This is a genomic window from Streptomyces rubradiris (assembly GCF_016860525.1).
Lineage (GTDB): Bacteria > Actinomycetota > Actinomycetes > Streptomycetales > Streptomycetaceae > Streptomyces > Streptomyces rubradiris.
In genome coordinates, this window is record NZ_BNEA01000015.1 from 222,859 (window position 1) to 248,203 (window position 25,345).

Genomic DNA, 25,345 nt, shown 5'->3' on the forward strand with positions numbered 1-25,345 from the left:
GCGGTAGGGCCGGTTCTCGTGCTCACCCGCCCACTTCGACAAGTAAGGCATCGTTCGCGGCGCCGACATGACGCCCGGAGGCTCGGTCCGGTATGCATGTAGCGTTTTGCCGCCACATGGGAGTACATGGTTCACACACATGGCTGTTCTGCCGCCGCTCACCTCCACGCCCGCGCTCCCCGCGCGCGCATCGGCCAAGGGACCCGCTCTGCCTTCGTGGCCGGCGATACCGCTTGCCTCATGCGCCGACGCCGCACCGAACGGCCCGCGCCGACGGGTGGGCACCCTTCCGTTTCCGCGTCAGGGCTCCGCGCGCGTGGGCCGCTCCGCGTCCCGCTCGTACACCCTCCGGTCACGCACGCGGACGGTTGCGCGCGTGCGGCTGCCGCCGGCCCGGGCCGTCTTCCGCGAAGGTTCCCGGTGCGTTCCGCCGCGACGCGTCGTCGATCACGTCAGACAAGGGAGGCCTTCGTGAAACCGCCCCGCAATTCCCCCACGGGCCCCACCACCACACGCACCAAGGAACTCAAACAGGAACGCGCCATCAGGTCACGGCACAACATCCTGCTGGCCGCCGGCCGTGCGTTCGCCGAACGGGGTTACCAGGCCGTAACCATGCATGACGTGGCCGAGCTCTCGGGAATGACGAAGGGGGCCGTCTACTTCCACTACACCAGCAAGGAAAGCCTGGCCGTCGCCGTCAGCGCGGAGTTCGCCGGCCGGCTGCCCGCCCTCTCCGACGCCGTCGCCCAACTCGCCCTGCCCCCGGTGGCCTCGGTGACGGAACTGCTGCTGCGCACCGCCGCCGCACTGCGCGACGAGCCGCTGATGAAGGCCGGGGCGCGCCTCCAGATCGAGCGGGGCCTGATCGACGTCGAACTCCCCCTGCCCTTCGAGGACTACACCGCGCTGATAGCCGCCTGGCTGCAGGGCGCGCTGACCGCGGGCGACCTGGAGCACTCGACGCCTCCCGAGCCGCTGGCCCGCGTCCTGGTCTCAGCGTTCTTCGGTGCGCAGTTGCTGTCCTGGATGGCCGACGACCGTACCGACATCATCGAGCGGACGGTGGAGGTGCTCCACGCCGTCGTCCCCTGCACGCGGGACCCGCGGCACATCAGCCCGTACCTGCGTGAGGCAGCCACGACCCGCGGGCCGCACGGGCACGGCCGCACTGCCGCGCGGGCCACCCCCTGACCTGGAGCGTGTCTCTATGACGGGGTGGCCGGTCGATCGGATGTGCCCGTCCGATCGGTGATCACCGATGCGACGCGGGACCGGATCGAACCGCCGATGCCGGCTGATCCGGCCCGAGGGCGGCCACGGACCGACCACCGCCGCGCTCCCGAGGCCATCGCGTGGCCGCGGACGGCCCCTTGCCTTCGCCGTCACCGCGGGCCGGGGCAGGTGACGCACCTGCCTTCGAGACGGTGACGTCACGCCGTGGAACGGCCGACGGACGGCCGCCGGTGGTCAGTGGCAGATGCGGGCGGTCGTGACGGCGCCGCCCGCGTTCTCGTCGTCCGTACCGAGGACCGCGGTGCCGGAGCCGGACACGCAGTCCAGGGCCTCGACCTTGTATCCCTTGAACTTCCGCAGAATCCCGGGGGACTTGGCCACCGTGAGCCGCACCCGGCCCGAGCGGTCGAGCGTCACCGACCCCGCGTCGCTCACCGCCGAGTCGAACGGCCCGTCGTCCCCCTGGTCCGACGCCGAGGCGATCAGCAGCCGGCCCGAGTCGGTGACGGAAAGGTCGGAGGCGTGCCGGACGTCTCCGGAGGGATACGGTGCGTGATAGACGGCCTTCGTCACGGCGCCGAACACCGACTCGCCGTACGTGTTGAACGACAGTGGTGCCGCGTAGAGCGTCGCGGGCCGGTCCTCGCCTTCGCCCCGGTCGGCCCAGACCGCCGCCAGCTTGCCGTGCCGGGACACCAGCGTGAAGCTCTCGAAGTTGTCGCCCTGGCCGATCGCCGGGAGCGGCGAGAGGTCGCGGACCTCGACCGCGCTTCCGTCGTCGGTGGCCTGGAGGTGGTAGACGATGCCCCGGCTCGCCACGGCCAGGTACTCGTCGGAGGTGCCCGGCACCGCTTCGAGCGCCTCCAGGTCGATCGGCTCGGCACCGCCGTTCCACTCGAGTGGCCGCACGGTGGCCGTACGGCCGGACCCGTCCGCCGAGTAGGTGAGTCGGGCTATGCGATTCTCTCCGCGTCGCTTGTTGTCCAGGGCGATCACGGCCCGGTAGGCACCGCCCCTGGACGAGGTGACGGCGAGTCCGCTGATGCCGCTCCTCATGTCGTCGCCGACCTGTGTCCATCCGGTGGCCGCGTGCGCCGGCGCGTCACTTGTCCGGGCCGCGGTCACTCCCGTGCCGGCGGCCACGGCACCTCCCGCACAGAGCACAGCGATGGTGGTCAGGGCAGTTCTGCGCAACCTCATTGAATTCTCCCCGGCGACGCGACGCGCGTAGATGATCAGTCGAACCGGCAACGTAGTGGTCCGTTCGTCCTCCCGGCAAGAGGCGTGACCATGTGACCGGCAGGAGATCCGGCAGCGGCCGCACCCTCGTGTCATGGCACTTCTCGACCGGCTGGGTGTCCTCGGGCCGGCACGGCCCGCCCGTGGCCGACCGCAGCGCCGGCCCCGCGTACGGCAACGCCGGCCCCCCGTACGGCGACGCCAACCCCGCGTACGGCGACGGCGCACTCTCGTACACGGCACCTGCGTACGCGCCTACGGCATCTGCGTACGCGTCTGCGGCGGCAGCGTCTCCTGGTGCGCCGCCGGCTCCGTCCTTGCCTGCCGGCGGCCCGGCTCCGCCCCCGGATCGAGGTCCGATCGTCGTTCTTCCCGCCCTCGGGCCGCCCGCGACGCCTCGTATCCTGGATCCGGTTGCCGCGTGTGGATGGTCGAGGGGGGAGCATTGAGCAGGTGTGCGCCGCCGGCCCGCACGAGGGCCCGGACGAATGGCCCGACGGCTCCGCGCCGGTTCGCTCTGGGCCTGCCGTGACGGCACCGGGCGGGGGTGGCCGGCGCTTACGCGGCCCGTGGTGGCGAGAGGGAGCGGTCGCGGCGACGGCGTTCGCGTTCTGTCTGCTCGGCGGGGTGGTGCGGGTCGACGACACGCTGTCGGTGCCGCCGGCCGCCGCCTGCGTCATCGCCGTGGTGTCCTGTGCCGTGCTGCCCGTACGGCACCGGGCCCCCTTGGCCGCCCTGGCGGCCACGACCGCGGTGGGCGTGCTGGTGCCGTCCCTGGGCCTCCTGCTCACCCCGCTCATCGTGGCCCCGGCCGTGATCACCGCCTACTCGTACGCGCTCGCCGCGCACAGCGAACGGCGCGCGGCGAGCGCGGTGTTGCTCACGTCCGTGACGCTGGCCGCCTCCGTCCCGCTGTCCGGGGAGTTCTCCTGGAAAGACGCGAGCAGGATGGCGGTGGTGGCGGCGTCCCCGCTGGTGGCCGGCGTGCTCGGTCACTCGGTGCGGAACCGGCGGGCCTACCTGGCGGCCGTTCAGGAGCGGGCCCGGCGGGCCGAGGAGAGCCGGGACAGCGAGGCACGCCGGCGAGTGACCGAGGAACGGGTGCGCATCGCCCGGGAACTGCACGACCTGGTGGCCCACCAGATCACCCTGGCCAACGCACAGGCCATGGTCGCCGCCCACCTCTTCGACGCCCGCCCGGAGCAGGCCCGCGAGAGCCTGCGGGAACTCGTCGAGACCACCGCCGGCGCGCTGGACGACCTGCGGGCCACGGTAGGTCTGCTGCGTCAGTCCGGGGACGCGTCCGGGCCGGCCGAACCGGCACCCGGGCTGTCCCGGCTTCCCGGGCTCGTCGAGTCCTTCCACCGCGCGGGTCTCCAGGTGTCGGTACACCAGGAAGGCACGGCCGAACCGCTGCCGCCGGGAGTGGACCTCACCGCCTACCGCATCGTCCAGGAGGCCCTGACCAACGTGACCAGACACGCCGGCACCGGTAACGCCCGGGTGCGCCTCGTCTGGAGTCGGGACCGTCTGACCATCACCGTCACCGACGACGGGAACAACTCCCCTACAGCGCCCGACGTGCCCGCTCCGGCCGGCCTGTCCGGTACCCCTGGCCGGCCGCCCGGTTACGGTCTGATCGGCCTGCGTGAACGTGCCACCGCGGTCGGAGGAGACCTCGTCGCGGGCCGGCGTCCGCGGGGAGGCTTCCTCGTCCGCGCCCAACTGCCCCTGCAAGCAGCCGCGGACACGACGCGACGATCCGGCGGGACACCTGCCGTCGAGGGAACGCCGGCCCACATGGACACCGGCGACGCGCGGACGGATCACGCGGCGGACGGAGACATTCTGTGACGCTTCGCGTGCTCCTCGCCGATGACCAGGCCCTGCTGCGCGGTGCCTTCCGGGTGCTCCTCGACAGCGCCGACGACATCACGGTGGTCGGCGAGGCCGCCGACGGCAGGGAAGCGGTCAAACTCACCCGCGAGCTGCGTCCCGACGTGGTGGTCATGGACATCCGCATGCCCGAGGCGGACGGAGTCACCGCCACGTCCCGGATCTGCGCGGACCCGGAACTGCGGGCCACCCGCGTCCTGATCCTCACCACGTACGAGACCGACGAGTACGTCGCCCAGGCACTGCGCGCGGGGGCCTCCGGCTTCATCGGCAAAGGCATCCGCGCCGAAGCCCTGCTGGATGCCGTGCGTACCGTGGCCGAGGGCGACACCCTTCTGTCCCCCGCCGCCACCCGCTCGCTGGTCGCCCGTTTCCTGGCCACACCGGAGGCCGTCACACCACACCACTCCGAACAGCTCGCCGCGCTCACTCCGCGCGAACGCGAGATGGTCGCCCTGGTCGCGACCGGCCTGTCCAACCAGGAGATCGCCGGACGCATGTTCCTCAGCCCCTTCACCGTCCGCGCCCACGTACAACGTGCCATGACCAAACTGCACGCCCGTGACCGGGCACAACTCGTCGTCATCGCCTACCGGACGGGCCTCGCCCCCACCACCCCCACCAGCGGCACGGACGCCGACGCGTACGGCCGACCGTAGTCCGGTGCCAGTGGCCCCTGTCGACCGCCGGCCGGCATCCACCGGCATCAGGAGACCGGAGCGGGGCCGGGCAGGGTGAGAGCCGAGTGGGCCGGCCGTGCCGTCGTGGAGGGCATGGTGACGAGGCCGCGCAGCATGGTGTCGCGTTGCGCCAAGGCCCGCGCCGTGGCGGGGAAGAGCGTGGCCGCACCCTTTCCGGCCAGTGCCTGGTTCATGGCCGCGAAGCCGCGCATGCCGCGTTCGTAGGCGGTGAAGGCCGCGGTGTGGTCTTGGTGCGTGGCCAGAGCGTGGGCCAGCATGTAGGCGCCGGCCAGCGCGAGGCTCGTGCCTTGGCCGGTGAGGAACGAGGGGGCGTACGCGGCGTCGCCGACGAGCGCGACGCGACCGCTGGACCAGTGCGGCAGACGGATCTGGCCGGCCGTGTCGAAGAACAGGTCGTCCGCGTCGCGCAGGGCGCGGACCAGGCCGGCGACCTCCCATCCCGCGCCCGCGAAGACCCTGGTGACGAGGTCCCGCTGGGCGTCGGGGCTGTGGAGGACACCGGCCGGCGGCCGGGGTTGACGGAAGTTCAAGAAGGCGTGCAGCTCGTCGTTGTCCGCGACGGCGTAGAGGGCCGCGGCTCTGCCCGGGGTGTTCCACAACACGACCTCGCGGGAGAGCCCGAAGGTGTTGGGCATGGTGAAGAGGGCGAAGCAGTACCCGAGGTAGCGGTGGAACTGTTCTTCGGGGCCGAACAGGCGCTCCCGGGTGTGCGAGTGCGTACCGTCGGCGCCGGCCACCAGGTCGAACGTGCGCCGCCGTCCGCTGCGGAATGTGACATCGACCCCTTGTCCGGACTGGTCGAGGGTGTCGATGGAGTCGTTGAACAGGAATTCCACGTCGTCGCGGACCAGCGCGTGGAGGATCGCGGCCAGATCCCCACGCCGCACCTCCAGGTCCTGTCCCGCGACACCGCCCGCGACGGTGTGAGGGGTGAGCGAGGCGATTTCACCGCCGTCGGCGTCGAGGAAGGTGACGCGGCGCGAGTCGACATGTGCCTCCCGTAGCCGGTGCGCTATTCCCATCCGGCGGACCACCTCCAGCGCGGTGCCGCGGATGTCGACCGGGTAGCCGCCCTCGCGCGGTGCGCCCGCCTTTTCCACCACGGTGACCACGTACCCCGACCGGTGCAGCCAGTACGCCAGTGCGGGTCCGCAGACACCGGCCCCGGAAATCAGAACCGTGCGCCTCATGCCAGTCCTCACATCCGTCGACAGACCGGTAGGTGTCATGCCTGGACTCCCTTGTCTTTCGTGACATGGACAACGAGCAGTGAGAGTGCGGCAACGAGACCGGCGACGGCGAACCCTGTGCCGAAAGCCGATTCGGCCGGCCGGCCCGTCACCGGATCGGCCCCGGCGTCGAGGATCGCGCCGGCCACCTGGGCGCCCAGGGCGACACCGACCACGCGCGTGACCACCAGCAGGCTGGTGGCGATGCCTGTGTCCTCGCTCCGGATGGCGGTGGCGGTGCCGGCCAGCAACGCCGTGGTACCGACGCCCGCGGCGAACGCGGTCAGCACCTTCCCGACGACGAGCTGCCACTGCGCTCTGTGCAGCGACGCCAGGGCGATCATCGTGGCCGCCGTGACGACGGTGCCCGCCACGACCACGGCGCGCGGACCGAAGCGCCGCGCCGCGATCCCGCCGACCGCATCACTCACCGCCCCGGCGACGGCGCCCGGCAGCAGGAGCAGCCCGATGCCGGTGGTGCCGGCCCCGAAGCCGTACCCGTCGGCCGATACCGCGAACAGCTGCGGGAGGAGGAAGAGGACCATGCCGGAACTGGCGGTCATGACCAAGGTGAGCACACACGCACTCCACATCGCCGGCTTGGCCAGCATCCGCAGATCGACCATCGGAGAGGCCACCCGGCGCTCGACCACGACCCACCCGGTCGCGAGGGCGGCCACGCCCACCCCGATGGCACCGGCCAGCAGCGGCGGCGCACCACCCCCCGTCACCGTCACGAGCCCGACCATGAACGCGAGCAGCGTGCCACCCAGCAACACCGCGCCGACCCAGTCGATCCCCTCCTGCGACCGGCCCGGCGGATCATCCGGCAAGAGCCGGGCCACGGTCGCCGTCGCCGCGATGACCACGATCGCCGGCAGCAGGAACATCCACTGCCAGGACAGCGCTTCCGCGACCGGCCCGGCGCATGCCGTCCCCACCATGCCGCCGCCGGTGAACAACGCGACGACCACCCCGATCGCCGCCTGTGACCGTCCTGCCGTGAGGTGTTCGCGCACCAGGATGAACGACAGGGGCAGCGCACCCACCATGACACCCTGCAAGACCTGGCCGAGCAGCAACACCGGCAGCCCCGGTGCCAGACCGGCCATCAGGCCACCCAGCGACACCACGGCCATCAGCCCGACCAGCACCCGCTTGCCGCCGTAACGGTCACCGAGTTTGCCCGCCACGGGAGTGACGACCGCGCCGGTCACGAGAAGCACGTTCCCGATCAAAGCCGCCTCGGCGGTACTGATCCCGAGCTCACGCTGCAACAGAGGCAGCGCGGGCTCCACCACGGACTGCAGAGCGCCAAGAGCCAGTGCCAGGACACCGAGAGCCCCGGCCGACACCCACCCGAGACGGAGACGGACCGTCATCTGCTGATCACCCCAGACACCACCGGAAAGCGAAGCGAGTGCGCGAGAATCCCGCGCACCCCCACGCTCCCCTCCGGCAGCCTCGCGGGCATCGCCCCCCGCAACCGTCCCGCCCTGGTCCTCCCGCACCAGCCACCGACCCGGCCTGGTCCTCCCGCACCAGTCACCGCCCCGGCCTGGTGCCTGCGCACCAGGCTGCGTCTCTTCGGTCAGCGTCGGGTCTGGATGAGGTTGCCGGTGAGGCGGGGTGCGGCCTGGTAGGCGGTCGCGCGCTCGTCGGTTGGTCCGCAGGTGGCCCGCGGACGGCACGTGAGGAACGCGCACGGTCCGCCGGCGTCCGAGCGCACGGTTTCAGGGCCCGGCCACTCCCGACCCTCCGGCCGGGGCCCCGGAGCACGCACCTGTCGCCGCGGCCCCCGCCTACCCCGCGTGCGCATCGGCCGCCAGTGGTCGCGGCCGGCGTGCCGATGATGTGTCCGGGGCCGGGTGGTGCGTGGGCGGGCAGACCGGCACACCGGGAGTCTCCGGGCCGCCGTCCGCCGCGTGCGCGCGCCCGAGCCATTCGCGGTACGCCGGCGCCTCCCACGCCACCGCCCAGTAGGCCTCCTCCAACTCCGGGTAAACGACGTCCAGTTCGCGTTCCGTACGGGCCGCGAGCAGCAGCCGTACCCCGATCGGGTCGCCCTCCAGGGGGCGGATCGCGAGATCGGGACGCAGCGGGGCGGTCGGCTGGCTGACCGTGACCACCTCGCCGATGGCGGCCAGCGAGTACGCGGTGAGGTAGTCGCCGTGCAGCATCTCGGAATCGAGGCCCGCCGCGCGCAGTACCCGGCACAGGGCGTCCCACTCGCCGTCGACCGTGGAGTCGACCATCCAGCGGTCGCCGGCCAGGTCGGCGAGACGCACCTGCGGCCGTGACGCCGCCGGGTGGTCCGCGGCGAGTGTGACGAACTGCGGTTCCCGCTCGACCAGCACCCGCAGACACAGTCCGGGCGGCACGCGCAGCGGACTGCCCTCGACCTCGTGCACGAAGGCCATGTCGAGCCGGCCGGCCGCGACCATGCCCAGCAGCGCGTTGGCGGACACGCTCATCTGCAGCGTCGGCTCGATCCCCGGGCGGCGGGCCCGCAGCAGCCGCAGCCAGCCCGGGATGGCCCGGCTGGCCGTGGCCCCGAGGCGCAGCTGGAACCCGCCGGCGGCACGGGCCGCCGCCGCCCTGGTCTCGGTGACGATCGACGCGAACTCCGCCACCAGCGGCCTGGCCCGGCTGAGCACCGCCAGCCCCAGCGGGGTGGGCCGACAGCCGGTGCGGGCGCGGATGAAGAGCTGAGCGCCGAGCGCGCGCTCGATCCGTCGTAGCTGGGTGCTCAACGAGGGTTGCGCCAGGCCGAGTTCCCGGGCCGCTTTGTGCAGGCTGCCGGTGTCGGCGATGGCGCAGAGCACACGCAGATGTCTCACCTCCAAGTCCATGGGGGGAGCGTAGGGCGGCACGGAACACGACACCAGATGTTCAAGTTACAAGGAAAGCGGACGAGTCGGTCGGCGATAGCCCAGAGCTATCCCCAAGTGCCATCATCCCCCGCCGTGTTGGGCTGCCCGAGACTCACTGGCAACCGATCGTTCAACCCCACAGGACGAGAAGGAGCCCCCACATGACGTCGTTCCGGAAGAGCACCGGATCGAAGAGCACCAGGAGACTTCTGGGCCTGGCCCTCGGTCTCGGGCTGGCCTCGGCCGCGCTCGGCACCGCGAGCCCGGTCAGCGCGCAGGACTCCGCCGCGGCACCCGCCCGCACCGTGGCCGCCGGCTACGTGGGCAGCGCCGAGGACGCCGGCACCAAGGCGTTCTTCGACGCCGTGATGAAGTCGGTCGCCAAGCGGCAGGCCGAGCAGCCCTCCCTGAAGGCGGTGACCGTCTACTACAACGCCTCACAGGCCCCGAGCTTCCGCAGCCAGATATCGAGCTCCGCCTCGATCTGGAACAGCTCCGTGTCCAACGTCAAGCTCCAAGCGACCACCAGCGGCGGCGACTTCGCCTACTACGAGGGCAACGACTCGCGCGGGTCCTACGCCTCCACCGACGGTCACGGCCGCGGCTACATCTTCCTGGACTACGCGCAGAACCGGCAGTACGACTCCATCCGCGTCACCGCCCACGAGACCGGCCATGTGCTGGGCCTGCCCGACCACTACAGCGGGCCGTGCAGCGAGCTGATGTCGGGCGGCGGCCCCGGCCCCTCCTGCACCAACCGCTACCCGAACACCGCCGAGCGCTCCCGGGTCAACCAGCTGTGGGCCTACGGCCTCAGCAAGGCTCTCGCGCAGGTGAACAAGGCGGGCTGAGCACGAGGGAACACCACGGGCCGGCTTCCCCGCGGCCGGCCCGCCACGGACCGCGGCACGGACCCGCGGTCCGTGGCACGGCACCCGCGGTCCGTGGCACGGCACCCGCGGTCCGTGGCACGGCACCCGCGGTCCGTGGCACGGCAGCGACAGAGCGGCGAACGCCCACTGGTGGTCACCGGACGAACTCGCCACCACGGAGCAGACCGTCCCACGGCAGCACACCGCGGCTATGCGGCCGACCGCTCCAGCCGCGGGCCGAGCAGGCGGTCCAGTGCCCGACGGACGCGGTCGGTGGCGTCCGGTGCCGCGAAGAGCTGGATCTCCTGGTTCAGGGCCATGAAGAGGCCGATCAGCTCGAACACGACCTGGTCCGGGTCGGTGCCCGCCGGCAGGTCGCCCGCCGCCATCGCCGTACGCGCCTCGGCGGCCAGCCGGCGCCGCCACACCCGGGACATCCGGGCCACGGCCTCGCGGACGGGGCCGCCGCGGGCGTCGAACTCGACGGAAGCCGTGGTGAAGAAGCACCCGCCGGGGAAGACGGCACGCCCGGCGTCCAGGTCCAGATAGGCGATCCACGCCTCGCAGACGGCCCGCAGCCGGGGCAGGCCCGGTTCCACGTCCGCCGCGGGCTCCCACACCAGACGGGAGAACGCCACCGCCGCGCCCTCCAGAGTGGCCAGTTGAAGAGCCTCCTTGGTGCCGAAGTGCCCGAGCACACCGGCCTTGCTCATCCGCAGATCGGCGGCCAGCCGCCCGATCGTGAGCCCTTCGAGGCCGTCCCGCGAGGCAAGGGCGATACCGCGCTCGACGATGCGCTGCCGCGTCCTGCGGGCTTCAGCCACGGAATTGCGAGGGCTCATACCCACCATCGTAGGCGAGGGGTACCTTTACAGCTTCCGACCGATCGGTTGCTATTCTCCGGGGCATCTGATGCCGAGCCGAGGAGATCACGCCGTGCCGGGAAGCCGTATCGCCGCCCTGGGCCACTACCAGCCGACGCGCGTCCTGACCAACGACGACCTGGCCACCATGGTCGACACCAGCGACGAGTGGATCCGGCGCCGCACCGGCATCGCCACCCGCCGCATCGCCGCCCCCGAGGAGTCGGTCACCGACATGGCGGCGGCCGCCGCGAGCAAGGCGCTGGCCGCCTCGGGGCTGGAGCCCGCCGACATCGGCCTGATCACCGTGGCGACCTGCTCGGCCATCGACCGCTGCCCCTCCATCGCCGCCCAGGTCGCCGGGCGCCTCGGCCTGCCCGCCCCGGTGGCCTTCGACCTCAACAACGGCTGCGCCGGCTTCTGCACCGCGCTGGCCTGCGCCGACCACTCGCTGCGGGCGGGCGCCGCCCGGCACGCCCTGGTCATCGGCGCCGAGAAGATGTCCGACGTCACCGACTGGACCGACCGCCGCACCTGCGTCCTGCTCGGCGACGGGGCGGGCGCCGCCGTGCTGAGCGCCTCCGCCGAGGAGGGGATCGGCCCGGTGTGCTGGGGCTCGGACCCCACCCGCGGTGACGCGGTCCGGCTCGTCGACGACTGGCACCCGCGCTTCGCCCAGGAGGGGCAGACCGTGTTCCGCTGGGCCACCGGCGAGTTGCCCGGCATCGTCCGCGAGGCCTGCGCGCGGGCCGGTCTGACGCCGGCCGATCTGGCGGGCGTGGTCACCCACCAGGCCAATCTGCGGATCATCGACGCCGTCGTACGGCAACTCGACCTGCCGGAGAGCACGGTGATCGCCCAGGACGTCGTGGAGTCCGGCAACACCTCCGCCGCGTCCGTGCCGCTCGCGCTGTCCAAGCTGTCCGAGCGCGGCGAACTGCCCGGCGGCGCCCCGGTCCTGCTGCTCGCCTTCGGCGGGGGCCTGTCCTGGGCCGGCCAGGTGGTCACCTGCCCCTGAACACCGCGTCCGGGCTGCGTCCGCGCCGCCGACGCAGCCGGTTCCCGGCCGGCCCGCCCGTCACATCACTGTTACGGCGGGACATCGCTGTGACGGCGAGACAAAAAAGTGCCTTCTTCCCCGCTCGGGGACGGTTACCCAGGATGGAGCCCGTAACAAAACAGCTCCCATGAAAGGCACACGCATGTCTGCTGAGGCCGTGCCCGCACCGGCAGTCCGGATGTCCCGCTGGTTCGCGCTGGCGATCCTCTGCGCCGGCCAGTTGATGGTGATCCTCGACGGCACCATCGTGAACGTGGCGCTGCCGGCCATCCAGGACAGCCTGGACTTCTCCTCCTCGTCCCTGGGCTGGGTCGTGAACGCCTATCTGATCCCGTTCGGCGGCCTGTTGCTGCTCGCGGGCCGGTTCGGTGACCTCTTCGGCCGCAAGCGGGTCTTCGTCACCGGTCTGGTCGTCTTCACCCTGGCGTCCCTGCTGTGCGGCCTGGCGCAGAGCGCGACCATGCTGCTCGCCGCCCGGTTCGTCCAGGGCGTCGGCGGCGCGGTGACCTCCTCCGTCACCCTCGCCATGGTCGTCACCATGTTCACGGAGCCGGGCGAACGCGCCAGGGCGATCGGCGTCTACAGCTTCGTCCAGTCCGCGGGCGGCACCCTCGGCCTGCTGCTGGGCGGCGTGCTGACCCGGGCCGCCGGCTGGCACTGGATCTTCTTCGTCAACGTGCCCATCGGGGTCGCCGCCGCCGTCCTGGCGCAGCGGGTGCTGGTCGCCGAGCGGGGCGCGGGCCGGGGCAAGAGCACCGACGCGCTCGGCGCCGTACTGGTCACCTGCGCGCTCATGCCGGCCGTCTACGCCATCGTCGCCGCGGCCGACCACGGTTTCGGGTCCGCTCGCACACTCGGCTCCGGCCTGGCCGCCCTCGTCCTGCTCGCCGCGTTCGTCGTACGGCAGGCCAGGGCCGAGGACCCGTTGCTGCCGCCCCGGATGTTCCGCTACCGCGCTGTGTCCGGCGCGCTGGGCACACACGCCCTCATGATCTCGGGCGTGTTCAGCTTCCAGTTCCTGGCCGTGCTGTACATGCAGAAGGTGCTGGGGTTCGACGAGGTGGAGACCGGTGCCGGAGTCGTACCCGTCTCGCTGCTGATCGGCGTCATGTCGCTGTTCCTCGCTCCCCGTCTCATCGGCAGGTTCGGCGCTCGGGCCGTCCTTCTGGCCGGGCTCGTGCTGATCGGCGGCGGCCTGGGCGTTCTGGGACGAGTCGCGGCGGACGGCGCCTATCTCACCGATGTGTTCCCGGCGACCGTGCCGCTCGGGATCGGGTTCGGCCTGGCGATGCCGGCCCTGGCCGGACTGGCCATGTCGGGTGCGACCCCGCAGGACTCCGGCCTGGCCTCCGGGATGTTCAACACCGTGCAGCAGGTGGGCGCCTCCCTCGGTCTCGCCGTGCTGAGCACCCTCGCCGCCTCGCACACCGGCACCCTGCTGCACGACGGCGCCCCCCGCGACGAGGCGCTGACCGGCGGCTACCAACTCGCCTTCCGGGCCGGCGCGGTCTTCGTCCTGGGCGCACTGGTGATCGCCGTGACCGTCCTGCGTACGCCGCGCCGGTCCCCGCACGACGCGTCCGCCGACGGTACCGGGTCCTCCCGGACGGCGGAAGCCGACATCCCGTCGGCGACACCCTGAGCCCTCGCGGCCACACCGCACCGTCACGGTCCACGCGCGCTCGCCGTCCCGGGACGACAGTCCAGGCGTCGACGGACAGACGCGGCACCTGCTCGCGGACCCGGCCTGCGCCGAGCGGGTGCGGCAGGTGCCCGGCCTCGGCGCGGCGAGTCCTGAGGACGCCCGCCCCGGCCCCACCCGGGGCGGGCGTCCTCACCCTGGGGGGACCCGGCCCCGGTGGGCTCTGCGGGGCGGCACCGGCCGTGGCCGGAAGGCCGGTGCCCGCCGCGTCAGGACCGTCGCACGCCCGTGCTCAGACCGCGCGCCACAGAGCCGGTACGGCCGGGGGTTCCCAGCCCGGCTGGGCGGTGTGCGGCTGGAGGCAGACGTAGCCGCGGCCACCGTAGGTGACCTGGTCGCCCGTCCGGTACGCGGTGCCGACGGCCCAGGTGCCGCCGGGCGGCGTGGGGCCGGGGCCCGGGTCCTGGGCCACGTCGAGGACGAAGTCGAACGCCGCCTCCCGGCCGCCGTTGGCGTCGCGCACGGTCATCAGCAGCCGTGGGTCGAAGATCGTGTCCGTGTTGTTGCGCGGCTCGTTCGGGAAGTACAACTGCGTGGTGAGTACGGGCCGGTTGGGCGCCTGCACCTTGACGTGGATGTGCCGGGTGCGCCCCGGGTACAGGCCCGGCACGATCGTGGTGAGCGCGAAGGCGCCGCGCGAGTCGGTGTACTGGTGGCCCCGGAACCGGAACCCGGTGTTGTCGTAGGCGCCGTTGTTGTCGGCCTGCCAGAAGTCCAGCAGGACGCCGGACAGGGGGCGGCAGGCCCGGCCGAAGACATAACCGCTCACGGTGAGCCGGGTACCGGGCAGTCCGGGCTCCAACAGGCTCGTGCGTTCCGGCGAGTTGGGCTTGAAGTAGGGGCCCTCGATCTGCTCCGGGGTGGGGTCGTCGCCGTCGTCGCACGGCGGCGTGAGCTGGGGTTCCTCGCCGTTCGCGGCCAGGGTGCGGGCGAGGGCGGGGCCGCCGGCGAGGGCCAGGGGGATCGCGGCGGTGGCCGCGAGTGCCGCGCGCAGCACGGTCTTGCGGCCGACGAGCCGGGCGCCCCCCGGTGCGTCCGGCGCGTCCGCGCCGTTGCCGACGGTGCCGCCGGTGCCGTTCCGGTCGGTGTCGTGCGTACCTGCTCCGTCCATGTCTCCTCCTCCTGTGGGGCGGACCCGTGTTTCCCTCCGCGAGGGCGGACCTGCGTGGCCCTGTTGTGGGGCTGGGTCTGTACGGGCCTGTGGGGCTGGACCTGTGGGGCCGGACCTGTGGGGTCCCCTCCTGCGGGGGCGGGCGCCCCGGGGCCGGTCGGCAACGAACCTAGGCGTGCGTCGGCGAGGCTTCGAGGGACTGATGAGGGCGGCTGTGGTGTTTTCGGAAGTCGCCGGGGCTGCTGCCGGTCTCCCGCCGGAAGAACCGGCTGAAGTAGGCGGGATCGGCGAACCCGGTGCGGGCGGCGACCTGCCGTACCGACAACTGGGTGTGGGCCAGCAGCCGTTGCGCCTGGTAGGTCCGGGCCTCGATGAGCAGCCGCCCGGGCGGGCGGCCGGTGGCGGCCCGGACCGCCTGGGTGAGGTAGTGGGGGGTCACCCCGAGCCGGTCGGCGCACTCCCGGACGGACCAGGTCGCCGCCTCCGGGCGGGTGATCAGCCGGGCGAACTCGTCGGCGACGGCGGCCGGCCGGCCCTGAGCCCGCGGGTCCCGGCCGGCGCCGCCGGGGCCCGGCAGCCGGGCGGCGCGCACCACGAGCACGTGCAGCAGGGAGCGCAGCACGCTCTCGTGTCCGGGGGCCCGCTCCCGGTGCTCCGCGACGAGTTCGGCCATCAGTCTCCGTACCGACCGGTCCTGTTCGGGGTCCAGGGCGAACCAGCACCGCTCGCCGAGTTCCCGCAGCACCTCGCGGTCATGGGGGTGGTCCACCAGGAAGTCGTCGGTGAACAGCGCGAGCGTTCCCTCCGGTCCCCGGCCGCCCTCCCAGTGGTGCACCTGGCCGGGCAGGATCACCGCCAGGTGCGGGGGGCGCAGCGGCCAGCGCGCGAGATCGACGACGTGGGTGCCGGAACCGGCGCTGACGTGGACGATCTCGTAAAAGGTGTGCCGGTGCGGCCGGTCCCACCGGGACAGCGGTCCCACGGCCTCGAAGGAACCGGCGGCGAAGGGCGGGGCGCCGGGTGCGGCCACCTCCAGCCGGTGCAGGGGCACGTCCCCGGCCGCGGGCGGCGAGCCGGGGGTTCCCGGTAACACGGTGGTGCTGCGCATCGGCCATGCTCCCCTTTCTCCAGGACCTGCCGACACCGCACGGGCGCCGTTCAGGTACAGACCAATCGCGTCGCTGTGACCATGCCACGGACCCCGGCACCGGGAAACCGCGAAACCCGCCCCTCTGGTCTGTACCAGCCTCTTGCCCTGGACCTCCCCACCCCGCAAGCTCCCCTCATGGAGCTGGAGTTGCGGCATCTGAAGACCATTCGGGCCATCGCGGAAGCGGGGAGTCTGACCAAGGCGGCGACGGCCCTCGGACTCGCCCAGCCGGCGCTCAGCGCCCAGCTCAGGCGCATCGAGCGGGCCTTGGGCGGCACGCTCTTCGAGCGCGGACGGTACGGCGTACGGGCCACCGCCCTCGGCGAACTGGTCCTGGAGCGCACCCGGATCGTGCTGCCCGCGGTCAGCGAACTCCAGCGGGAGGCGGCCCGGTTCGCGCGCACCCGGTGCGACGGCGAGTGGCTGCGGCTCGGCGGCACCCACGGTCCGCTGCTGGGCGCGCTGGTGGACCGGCTCGCCGACGCCGTCCCCGGCACCACCGTGACCACCTGCGCCTCCTGGTCGGAGCGGGAGCTGGCGGAGCTGCTGGCCGAGGGGCGCCTGGACTTCGCGCTGGCCGGCGCCTGCGGCTCCGCTCCCCCACCGGACGCACCACAGCTGACCTGGGAGGAGGTCGCCGTCGATCCGGTGTTCGTGATGCTCCCCGACGGCCATCCGCTCGCCCGCGGCCGGGAGGCCGACCTGGCCGCGTTGGCCGGCGAGGAGTGGGCGTGCGTCCCGGGCGACGGCTGTTTCGGGGACTGTTTCACCGCGGCCTGCGCGCGGGCCGGTTTCACGCCCCGCCGCATGTACGAGACGGACACCGCGTCCTGCGTCCATCTGGTGCAGGTGGGCCGGGCGGTGGGTCTGTGCCGGGCCACCTTCCCGCCGACGCCCGGGATCACCACCCGGCCGCTGGCCGGGACCCCGCTGGTGTGGCGGCATCTGCTGGGCTGGCACCGGGCCGGGCAGCGGCCGGACACGGTGGCGACGGTGCTGGCGCAGGCCCGCGCGGCGCACGCCGGCGTGGCGGCCCGCAGCGACAGCTACGCGCACTGGCTCGCGCGGCGCGAGGACCGGGAGGCCCCGGCCCGGCAACACCGCACCGGTCTCGCCTCCTGACCGACCGCGCCTTGCGAGCCGGCCGCCCCCGCTCACGTCCCCGTGCATAACACGGAGGCAGGGGGTCGGCTGATGTCTTATGGGGCGGGGCGGGATCTCCCTACGGTTTCGGCACTCCCACCGAATCCGAGGAGACCTCCCCATGCTCCAACGACACCTCAGAGCCGCGTGCGCCGCCGCCGCGGCAGCGGGTGCCCTGCTCGTGGCCGGGCTCAGCGGCTCCGCGAGCGCCCAGCCGTCCGCCTTCCCCGCCCCGCCCACGGCGGCCGAGACGCTCCGCACCGACGCGACGCCGCCCGCCCTCCTCGGCGCGCTCCAGCGGGACCTGGGACTGGACCACGGACAGGCGGAGCGCCGGCTGGCCAACGAGGCCGAGGCGGGCGCCACCGCCGGCCGGCTCGGGTCCGCGCTCGGCACGGACTTCGCCGGCGCGTGGGTGCGCGGCGCGGAGTCGGACACGCTGACCGTGGCCACGACCGACCCGGCCGACGTGCCGGCGATCCTGGCGCACGGCGCCCGCGCGGTCGTCGTGGAGCACTCCCTGGCCGCGCTGGACGCCGCCAAGGCCCGGGTGGACCGCGCCGCGGCCCACCGCGCCACCGCCGACGCCCCGGTCTGGTACGTCGACGTGCCCACCAACACGCTGGTGGTGGAGGCGATACGGCCGGACGCGGCGCGTTCCCTGCTGGCCGCCGCACACGTCGACGCCTCCCTCACCCGGATCGTGAAGTCCGCCGAGCGTCCCCGTCCGCTGTACGACCTGCGCGGCGGCGACGCGTACTACATCGGCAGCGGCAGCCGCTGTTCGATCGGGTTCCCGGTGACCCGGGGCACCCAGCAGGGCTTCGCCACGGCCGGGCACTGCGGACGGGCCGGCAGCACCACCACCGGCTCCAACCGGGTGGCGCAGGGCACCTTCCAGGCGTCGGTCTTCCCGGGCAACGACATGGCGTGGGTGGCGACCAACTCCAACTGGACGGCGACGCCGTACGTGACCGGTTCCAGCGTCCAGGTCGCCGGGTCCACGCAGGCCCCGGTGGGCTCCTCGGTGTGCCGCTCCGGTTCCACGACGGGCTGGCACTGCGGCACGGTGCAGCAGCTCAACACCAGCGTGACGTACCAGGAGGGCACCGTCAGCGGAGTCACCCGTACGTCGGTGTGCGCCGAACCGGGTGACTCGGGCGGCTCGTTCATCTCCGGCAGCCAGGCGCAGGGGGTCACCTCGGGCGGCTCGGGCAACTGCACCAGCGGCGGTACGACGTACTTCCAGCCGGTCAACCCGATCCTGCAGTCCTACGGCCTCACCCTCAAGACGACCGGGACCGGCCCCGAGGACCCGGAGGACCCGGAAGACCCCGGTGAGCCGGGCGGCACCTGGGCGGCCGGCACCGTCTACCAGGCGGGTGACACGGTGACGTACGGCGGGGCCTCCTACCGCTGTCTCCAGGGCCACCAGGCGCAGGCGGGGTGGGAGCCGCCGAACGCCCCGGCGCTGTGGCAGCGGCTGTGAGCGGCTGATCCGCGGGGCCGCCGAGGGCCCGGGCGCCGGCGACGGGGCGCCCGGGCCACGCGCGCGTCCGGGCCACGCGCGCGTCCGGGCCACGCGCGCGTCCGGGCCACGCGCGCGTCCGGGCCAGGCGCGCGCCCGGGCCCGACGCCAGGTCACGACGACGGAGGTTGAACACCACGGCCTCCGCATCGATCCGACCGCCGTGCCGCGGCTCCCCGCCCGCGCGCGGGTGCGCCCCCTCGGTGTCGGCGAACGCACCCTCGCCCGTCTGTTCCGGCGGCACACCGGCCCGAGCCTCGCGCAGTGGCGGCAGCGCGCCCGCGTCCCGGGCTCCCCGCGGCACCTCGCCGCCGGCATGCCGGTCACCCGCGTCGCGGACCCGCCCGGCTGCGACGACCCCGCCGCGTACACGACCGCGTTCCGCACGCTGCTCGGCCGGCCGGGCCCGCCGTACGGCGGTCACGCGGGTCACCGACCACGAGATGATCACGCGAGTAGTCTCGGGGCCATGGTTGAGCATCGCATGGTTGACGTGAACGGAATCCGGCTGCACATCGCCGAGGAGGGCGAGGGCCCCCTGGTCGTGCTGCTGCACGGCTTCCCCGAGTCGTGGCACTCCTGGCACCGCCAGTTCGGCCCGCTGGCCGCCGCGGGCTTCCGGGTGGTGGCTCCCGACCAGCGCGGATACGGGCGCAGCGACCATCCCGAGGCCGTCGACGCGTACACCATCCTGCATCTGGTCGGCGATGTCGTCGGGCTGATCCGGGAGCTGGGCGAGGAGAAGGCGTACGTCGTCGGGCACGACTGGGGCGCGCCGGTCGCCTGGCACACCGCGCTGCTGCGGCCGGACCTGGTGCGCGGGGTGGCCGGTCTGAGCGTGCCGCCGCCGTTCCGGGGCTCGCGGCCTCCGCTGCCCGCCATGGAGCAGATGTTCGGCGGCCGCTTCTACTGGAACTACTTCAACCGTCCCGGCGTCGCGGACGCCGAGTTCGCCGAGGACACCCGCACCGCGCTGCGCAAGTTCTTCTACTGGGGTTCCGGGGACGCTCCCGGCGCCGGACGGAAACAGCCGCTGGTCGACCCCGAGCGCGGCTGGCTCGCGGACATGGCCGACCCGGAGGTGCTGCCGGAGTGGTTCACCGAGGAGGATCTCGACGCGCTCACGGAGAGCTTCTCCCAGGGCTTCACCGGCGCCCTGAACTGGTACCGCAACCTCGACCGGAACTGGGAGCTGACCGCCCCCTGGCACGGCGCCGTGGTCACCCCGCCGTCCCTGTACATCTACGGCGACCGTGACGTGGTCCCCGCCTTCCCCGGCACACCGGAGCTCATCGAGCGGCTGCCCTCGCTGATGCCCGGCCTGAGGCGGGAGCCGCTGAAGCTGGCCGGCTGCGGCCACTGGACCCAGCAGGAACGGCCGGACGAGGTGAACGCGGCGCTGATCGAGTTCCTGACCTCGTGCCCGTGAACTGATCACTCGGCGTACCGGCCCGGCACCCGGCCCCGGGCCCGTACGCCGTCCGGGGCATCGACCCCCTCGGTGCCACATCCCCGGCCCGCGAGTGGGTACCCCGTGCACAGGAGGTACCGATGTTCGAGGCATCCGATATCCGCGAGTGGCGGGGTCACGACGTGGTCGACACCGGCGGCCACAAGATCGGCGTTCTGGAGTCGGTCTACGTGGACACCGCCACCGACCAGCCCTTCTTCGCCACGGTGACCGTGGGTCTGCCCACCCGTCGCCGGCTGGCGTTCGTCCCCCTCACGGGCGCGACGGTCGGTCCGGGCTACCTGAAGGTCGCCCAGAGCAAGGACCGGGTGAAGAAGGCCCCGTCCATCGAGACCGACGGCGAACTGACCGCCGACGACGAACCGGGGGTCTTCGCTCATTACGAGCTGCCCTACGCACCGGGCGCCGGCGGCGAGCGACGCCTGGCCCGCCGCTGACCCGCCGAACCCGCCGGGAGATCCGATGAGCCTGTTCCTGTTCCTGATCCTCGTGGCCGTCGTCCTGGGGATCATCGGATTCGTCGTCAAAGGTCTGTTCTATCTCCTGGTCATCGGCGTCGTGGTCCTCGTCCTGGCCCTGGTCTACGCCGCCGTGCGCTTCCGCCGGGGCGGGCGCAAGCAACGCGTCGCCCGCTGACGCGGCGGGCCCGGACGCGGCCCGGGTCGCGTGTTCCCACCGGAAGGCGGCAAGCTGGTACAGCTTCTGCTGTGAGCCGTAAGGGAGCGGTCATGGATGGCGCGGACGGCGTGACCGTAGGCGTACTGGGCTCCTACGGGGGCCGCAACGTCGGCGACGAGGCGATTCTCACCGCCCTGCTGGACCAGGTCCGGGCCGGCCGCCCGGACACCCGGTTCGTGGTCTTCTCCCGCAATCCGGCGCACACCCGCTCGGTCCATCCGGACGTCGAGGTGGTCGGCTGGGAGGGGGTCTGCCGGGAGGGCATCTCGGAGTCGCTGCGCCGGCTGAACGTCCTCGTGGTCGGCGGGGGCGGAATCCTCTACGACACCGAGGCGCGCCGGTATCTGCGGCTGGCCGGCACCGCGCAGAGCCTCGGCGTCCCCGTCTTCACCTACGCGGTGGGGGCCGGTCCGCTCACCGACGAGACGGACTGCGCGTACGTGCGCACGGTGCTGTCGGACGCGGTCGAGGTGACGGTCCGCGACGAGGAGTCGAAGCTCGTCCTTGAGGAGGCCGGCGTCACCCGGCCCGTCTGCGTCACCGCCGACCCGGCGCTGTTGCTGGCGCCCGGCGACCGCGGCCGGGCCCTGCTGCGGGCGGAGGCGGTGCCCCGCCGGGGGCGGCTGGTGGGGATGAGCGTCCGGGAGCCCGGACACGCCGCCGAACACCTGGACGAGGAGGGGTACCACCAACTGCTCGCCAGCATGGGCGACTTCCTGGTGCAGCGGCTGGACGCGCACATCGTCTTCATCTCCATGGAGCGCGGCGACATCCGGCACGCCCACGCCGTGGCGTCCCGGATGGCGGCGGCCGACCACTGCACCGTGCTGCACCGCGACCACGGGCCCCAGGAGGTCCTGGACATCGTCGCGCAGCTGGACCTGGCCGTCGGCATGCGGCTGCACTTCCTGGTCTTCGCCGCGCTCGCCGGCATCCCCCTGCTGCCGCTGCCGTACGCCGGGAAGGTCTTCGACTTCGCCCAGCGGATCGGCGCGCCCGCGCTGCGCGGTGTGGTCCGGGAGACGTCCGGGCTGCTGCTGGCGGAGGTGGACCGGCTGTGGGACGAGCGGCACGCACGCGCGGCGGACGCGGCGGGGCGCACGGCCGCGATGCGGCTGCGGGCGGCCGGGACCGGGGAGCGGCTCCTCGCCTATCTGGACGGTGCCGCCGCGCCCGGCGTCCGCCGCGCCGCCACTCCGGTGCCCGCCTCCACCGGCCGCTGACACCGACGGCTGCCATACCCCGAGGGAGTGAACGTGTCCCATCTGATGCCGCCCCGGGTCCCCACCACGGTGGAGCTGCCGCCGCGCCAGGCCCTGCACGCGGGGTCCACCCAGGTGCTGGTGGTCGGTGGCGGTCCGGCCGGCCTCGGCGCGGCCGTCGGGGCGGCCAACGCGGGCGCCGAGGTGGTCCTCGTGGAGCGCTACGGCTTCCTCGGCGGCAACGCCACCGCCGCCCTGGTCATGCCGTTGATGAGTTTCCACAACGAGGTCAAGCAGGCCGTGCCCGGCGACACCACGCGGCTGCTGCCGCCGGACCACGGCGAGGGCGAGCCGGTCGTCGGCGGGGTGCTGTGGGTGCTCCTGGAGCAGCTGGTGCGCACCGGGGCGGCGATCCGGCCCTCGCTGGAGACCGGCTACACCGTGCCGTTCGACGCGGAGCTGTTCAAGCTGGCGGCCTACGAGCTGCTGGCGAACCACGAGGTCCGGATGCTGCTGCACGCCTTCGCCTCCGGCGTCGTCAGCCTGCCCGACCGGGCCCGTGCGGTGTTCGAGACCAAGTCGGGGCCGCTCGTGCTGGACGCGGACGTGATCGTCGACTGCACCGGGGACGGGGACATCGCCGCAGCGGCGGGGGCCGGGTACGAGACCGGCCGGCCGGAGGACGGCTGGACCCAGCCGATGACGCTGATGTTCCGCATGGTCCGCTTCGACCACGAGGAGTTCGCCGCCTACACCCGCGCCCGGCCGGACCAGTGGAAGGGCGTGCACGGGCTGTGGGACCTGGTCCGCGCGGCCACGGACGCCGGTGAGCTGGACCTGCCGCGCGAGGACATGCTCTTCTTCGCCACCCCGAACGCGGGCGAGGTGGCGGTCAACTCCACGCGGGTCACCGAGGTGCTCGGCACCAGCGTCTGGGACCTGACCCGCGCGGAACTCGCCGCGCACCGGCAGATGGCGCAGATCTCCCGGTTCCTGCGCGGCCGGGTGCCGGGCTTCGCCGATTCCTACGTGGTGCAGAGCGGTGTCCAGGTGGGTGTCCGGGAGACCCGGCGGATCACCGGCGAGTACCTGCTGACCGGCGAGGACGTGCTGTCGGCCCGCAAGTTCGACGACGCCGTGGCGCGCGGCGCCTACCCGGTCGACATCCACAACCCGAGCGGTCGCGGCACCAGGCTCGAACGGCTGCCGCGCGGCGAGTCGTACGACATCCCGCTGCGCTGTCTGCTGCCCCGGGGCCTGGAGCGGGTGCTGGTCGCGGGCCGCTGCATCTCCGGGGACCACGTGGCCCACTCCTCCTACCGTGTGATGCCGATCTCCATGGCCACCGGGCAGGCGGCGGGCGTGTGCGCGGCCCTCGCGGCGACCCGGGGGCGGCGGCCGCGGGACGTCCCGGTGAGCGCGGTCCAGCGGGAACTCCGGGCCCAGGGCGCCAGCCTGCCCTGACGCTCCCGCCGTGTCCGTCTCCCCCACGCTTCACCCACACGAAGGAAATACGCTGCGCCGATCAGCCCCCGCGCATGTCCGGGCCGCCGCCGGTGAGACATCCGACATGAGCGAACCGACGACGGGCGCCTCGCCGCCGGCCCCCCGGGATCCACGCCGGTCCGACGTGGTGTTCACGGCGGACTTCGCCTCCACGGCGCAGTGGACGGCGGGCCGTTCCTCGGCCTATCCGGGTGGCGGCCCGGTCAATCCGGGCGACGACAAGCTGGACCATCTGGTGGACGACGCCGATCACAGCCGCTCGGGCGTGTTCCGGGCCACCCGGCGGCCGGACGGCAGGTGGGACACCGGCCTGCTGACCACCGAGGACAGCGAGGAGGAGTTCGTCCTCCTGGCCGGGGACGTTCTGGAGGCCCGGGTCCGGCTGCCCACGGAGACCGGCGCGTGGCCGGCCGTCTGGACCTGGCGGGACGGCGGCCAGGAGGTCGACGTCTTCGAATACCACCCGGACCACCCGGACCTGCTGGAGTTCACCAACCATGTACGCCGGTCCCAGCGGTACGTGCGCCACGACGCGGTCCGGCCGGGCGCCTGGATCGACCTGCGCACCGATTTCGGGCGTCACTCGGTGGACTGGTGGCTGAACGGCGAGCGGGTGTTCGCGGACCGGCGCGGGGTGGGACGCCGCTGGCACGCCTTCCTCATCGTCAACCTCTCGGTCTGCGCCGGGCGCTACCACCCGCCGCCCGACCCGGAGACGACCGAGATGACCTTCGAGGTGAGCAGCCTGGTGGTACGGCGCCCGGCCGGGGACGACGCGTAGCCTCGGGCAGCCGTCAGCCGTCGGACCGGTCCTCCTCGCCGCCCCGCGGCCGGTCGTCCCGCCGCCGGTCCCCGGCCTCCACTCCGCGCAGCGGCTCGCCGGCCGTGGTGCCGCTGTCGGGCTGGTAGCCCTCCTTGGCACTGGACGTGCCCGGCACGGTGCGCTCGCGGGCCTGGCTCTCGGCGCCGGAGTGCGCTCCGGGCTCCTTCTCGTCGCGGGCCCGCCCGTACCGGTCGGCGGGCTCGCCGGTCTGTCCGCTCATGGCGTCCTCCGCTCCACTCCTCGGCACGCCCGGGTTCCCCCGGGCCGGGCGGGAAAACGGGCCCGAGCGCAGGAGACGGCTCCGCACCGCGTCGAGGCGGTGCGGAGCCGCGGGGGCTCGCTTCCCGGGGCCCCGGGCGGGCCGTCAGTCGCGGTCGACGTGCTCCCGGAGGATCTTGCGGTTGGTCGCGTCGATGTCGAAGGTCGTCTTGTTCCAGTCGTCGGTCGTCACGACGTCGACGGACCACTTCGGGTTGCCGCCGTCGGTGTCGTCGAGCTCGACGGCGGTGACGGTGCCCTTCGTCTTGCCCGTGGCGGTCTGCGCGGCCTGCTGCGGGGTGACGGTGGCCTTCTTCAGCAGGTCCGCCAGGTCGCGCTTGTCGTCGCCGTCGTCGTCCTTGGCCCGCGCCTTGCCGGCCTTCCCGTCGACCGCGTCGACGGAGACGGTGTGGGCGGTGCCGTCGTCCGTGGCGACCTCGGCCTCCCAGCGGGGGCTGTCGGGCGAGCCCTTGAGCTCGACGGAGACCGGCTTGGAGTTCGACACCGCCCCCACCGCCGCGCTGAGCGCCTGCTCGTAGCCGGTCTTGGCCTTGGGGACAAGTGCCTTGCGCTCCCGCTGGTCCTCGGTGAGGTTGCCGTCCGCCGTCGGCGTGGGCGAGGTCGCGGCGACCTGGGCAGCCTCGGCGGCGCCGCTCCGCGCGGCCTCGCCGCCGCTGTCGTTGCCGCAGCCCGTGAGCAGCGCTCCGGCCGCGGCGGCAACGACGATCAGGGCGGTGCCGCGGGAGAGCGGCGGACGGTCACGACGCGGAAGTATTTCGTCACTCTTTGTGTCCATGCAGTCAG

General features: G+C 73.2%; 23 protein-coding genes and 1 pseudogene. 15 read left to right on the forward strand and 9 right to left on the reverse strand.

Annotated features, from left to right (window positions below; all coding sequences use genetic code 11):
• The first annotated feature begins 471 nt into the window (after positions 1–471).
• Entirely contained in the window at positions 472–1,194 is a 723-nt protein-coding gene (locus Srubr_RS14410) for a ScbR family autoregulator-binding transcription factor (protein ID WP_229926787.1), read from the forward strand.
• A gap of 276 nt (positions 1,195–1,470) precedes the next feature.
• Here Srubr_RS14410 and Srubr_RS14415 read toward each other — a convergent pair whose 3' ends face one another.
• A complete protein-coding gene (locus Srubr_RS14415) occupies positions 1,471–2,379 on the reverse strand; it encodes a hypothetical protein (protein ID WP_229926788.1) in 909 nt (302 codons plus the stop codon).
• A 624-nt stretch (positions 2,380–3,003) separates the two neighbouring features.
• On the opposite strand from Srubr_RS14415, the gene Srubr_RS14420 reads away from it, so the two are divergent.
• The gene (locus tag Srubr_RS14420) at positions 3,004–4,329 is read left to right on the forward strand and encodes a sensor histidine kinase (protein ID WP_189997097.1); all 1,326 of its coding nucleotides are present in this window, start codon (positions 3,004–3,006) and stop codon (positions 4,327–4,329) included.
• Entirely contained in the window at positions 4,326–5,030 is a 705-nt protein-coding gene (locus tag Srubr_RS14425) for a response regulator transcription factor (protein WP_189997098.1), read from the forward strand. The genes Srubr_RS14420 and Srubr_RS14425 overlap by 4 nt, the downstream gene beginning before the upstream one ends.
• A gap of 47 nt (positions 5,031–5,077) precedes the next feature.
• Here Srubr_RS14425 and Srubr_RS14430 read toward each other — a convergent pair whose 3' ends face one another.
• From Srubr_RS14430 to Srubr_RS14440, 3 genes are all read right to left on the reverse strand, one after another.
• A complete protein-coding gene (locus Srubr_RS14430; protein WP_189997099.1) occupies positions 5,078–6,301 on the reverse strand; it encodes an FAD-dependent monooxygenase in 1,224 nt (407 codons plus the stop codon).
• Positions 6,298–7,683: an MFS transporter gene (locus tag Srubr_RS14435; protein WP_189997100.1), complete on the reverse strand. Its 1,386-nt coding sequence runs from the start codon at positions 7,681–7,683 to the stop codon at positions 6,298–6,300. Before Srubr_RS14435 ends, Srubr_RS14430 begins: the two co-directional genes overlap by 4 nt.
• 420 nt (positions 7,684–8,103) lie before the next feature.
• Positions 8,104–9,153 carry a LysR family transcriptional regulator gene (locus Srubr_RS14440; RefSeq protein WP_189997101.1) on the reverse strand — a complete coding sequence of 350 codons (1,050 nt, stop codon included), beginning with the start codon at positions 9,151–9,153 and terminating at the stop codon, positions 8,104–8,106.
• Between the two features lie 182 nt (positions 9,154–9,335).
• On the opposite strand from Srubr_RS14440, the gene snpA reads away from it, so the two are divergent.
• The gene (gene snpA, locus Srubr_RS14445; protein WP_189997102.1) at positions 9,336–10,025 is read left to right on the forward strand and encodes a snapalysin; all 690 of its coding nucleotides are present in this window, start codon (positions 9,336–9,338) and stop codon (positions 10,023–10,025) included.
• A gap of 230 nt (positions 10,026–10,255) precedes the next feature.
• Here the strand turns inward: snpA and Srubr_RS14450 are convergent, their stop codons facing one another.
• On the reverse strand, positions 10,256–10,888 hold the full coding sequence (locus tag Srubr_RS14450) for a TetR/AcrR family transcriptional regulator (protein ID WP_189997103.1): 633 nt from the start codon (positions 10,886–10,888) through the stop codon (positions 10,256–10,258).
• Positions 10,889–10,982: 94 nt separating this feature from the next.
• Between Srubr_RS14450 and Srubr_RS14455 the strand changes: the two genes are divergently transcribed.
• Positions 10,983–11,927 (forward strand): beta-ketoacyl-ACP synthase III, encoded by a 945-nt coding sequence (locus Srubr_RS14455; protein ID WP_189997104.1) that lies wholly within the window; start codon positions 10,983–10,985, stop codon positions 11,925–11,927.
• A gap of 220 nt (positions 11,928–12,147) precedes the next feature.
• Positions 12,148–13,611, forward strand: coding sequence for an MFS transporter (locus tag Srubr_RS14460; RefSeq protein ID WP_189997163.1), 1,464 nt, complete (start codon positions 12,148–12,150; stop codon positions 13,609–13,611).
• Positions 13,612–13,903: 292 nt separating this feature from the next.
• Here Srubr_RS14460 and Srubr_RS14465 read toward each other — a convergent pair whose 3' ends face one another.
• Complete coding sequence (locus tag Srubr_RS14465; protein WP_189997105.1) at positions 13,904–14,782, reverse strand: dioxygenase family protein; 879 nt, start codon at positions 14,780–14,782, stop codon at positions 13,904–13,906.
• A gap of 169 nt (positions 14,783–14,951) precedes the next feature.
• Positions 14,952–15,890 (reverse strand): helix-turn-helix domain-containing protein, encoded by a 939-nt coding sequence (locus Srubr_RS14470; protein WP_189997106.1) that lies wholly within the window; start codon positions 15,888–15,890, stop codon positions 14,952–14,954.
• A gap of 177 nt (positions 15,891–16,067) precedes the next feature.
• Here Srubr_RS14470 and Srubr_RS14475 point away from each other — a divergent pair, with 177 nt between their 5' ends.
• The 9 genes and pseudogenes from Srubr_RS14475 to Srubr_RS14510 all read left to right on the forward strand — a co-directional run bounded on the left by Srubr_RS14475 (position 16,068) and on the right by Srubr_RS14510 (position 24,241).
• On the forward strand, positions 16,068–17,054 hold the full coding sequence (locus tag Srubr_RS14475) for a LysR family transcriptional regulator (protein ID WP_189997107.1): 987 nt from the start codon (positions 16,068–16,070) through the stop codon (positions 17,052–17,054).
• A 142-nt stretch (positions 17,055–17,196) separates the two neighbouring features.
• Complete coding sequence (locus Srubr_RS14480) at positions 17,197–18,564, forward strand: trypsin-like serine protease (protein ID WP_189997108.1); 1,368 nt, start codon at positions 17,197–17,199, stop codon at positions 18,562–18,564.
• 229 nt (positions 18,565–18,793) lie between these two features.
• Positions 18,794–18,991: pseudogene (locus tag Srubr_RS40705) on the forward strand (helix-turn-helix domain-containing protein); the annotation flags it as partial.
• 81 nt (positions 18,992–19,072) lie between these two features.
• A complete protein-coding gene (locus tag Srubr_RS14485; RefSeq protein ID WP_229926795.1) occupies positions 19,073–20,032 on the forward strand; it encodes an alpha/beta fold hydrolase in 960 nt (319 codons plus the stop codon).
• A 122-nt stretch (positions 20,033–20,154) separates the two neighbouring features.
• On the forward strand, positions 20,155–20,511 hold the full coding sequence (locus Srubr_RS14490) for a PRC-barrel domain-containing protein (protein ID WP_189997110.1): 357 nt from the start codon (positions 20,155–20,157) through the stop codon (positions 20,509–20,511).
• Between the two features lie 25 nt (positions 20,512–20,536).
• Positions 20,537–20,710 carry a hypothetical protein gene (locus Srubr_RS14495; protein WP_189997111.1) on the forward strand — a complete coding sequence of 58 codons (174 nt, stop codon included), beginning with the start codon at positions 20,537–20,539 and terminating at the stop codon, positions 20,708–20,710.
• A gap of 92 nt (positions 20,711–20,802) precedes the next feature.
• Positions 20,803–21,975: a polysaccharide pyruvyl transferase family protein gene (locus tag Srubr_RS14500; protein ID WP_189997112.1), complete on the forward strand. Its 1,173-nt coding sequence runs from the start codon at positions 20,803–20,805 to the stop codon at positions 21,973–21,975.
• 33 nt (positions 21,976–22,008) lie between these two features.
• On the forward strand, positions 22,009–23,418 hold the full coding sequence (locus Srubr_RS14505) for an FAD-dependent oxidoreductase (protein ID WP_229926789.1): 1,410 nt from the start codon (positions 22,009–22,011) through the stop codon (positions 23,416–23,418).
• Between the two features lie 106 nt (positions 23,419–23,524).
• Complete coding sequence (locus Srubr_RS14510; RefSeq protein ID WP_189997113.1) at positions 23,525–24,241, forward strand: LamG domain-containing protein; 717 nt, start codon at positions 23,525–23,527, stop codon at positions 24,239–24,241.
• A gap of 13 nt (positions 24,242–24,254) precedes the next feature.
• On the opposite strand, the gene Srubr_RS14515 is transcribed toward Srubr_RS14510, so the two are convergent.
• Complete coding sequence (locus Srubr_RS14515; protein WP_189997114.1) at positions 24,255–24,503, reverse strand: hypothetical protein; 249 nt, start codon at positions 24,501–24,503, stop codon at positions 24,255–24,257.
• A gap of 144 nt (positions 24,504–24,647) precedes the next feature.
• A complete protein-coding gene (locus tag Srubr_RS14520) occupies positions 24,648–25,337 on the reverse strand; it encodes a PepSY domain-containing protein (protein WP_189997115.1) in 690 nt (229 codons plus the stop codon).
• Positions 25,338–25,345: the final 8 nt, after the last annotated feature.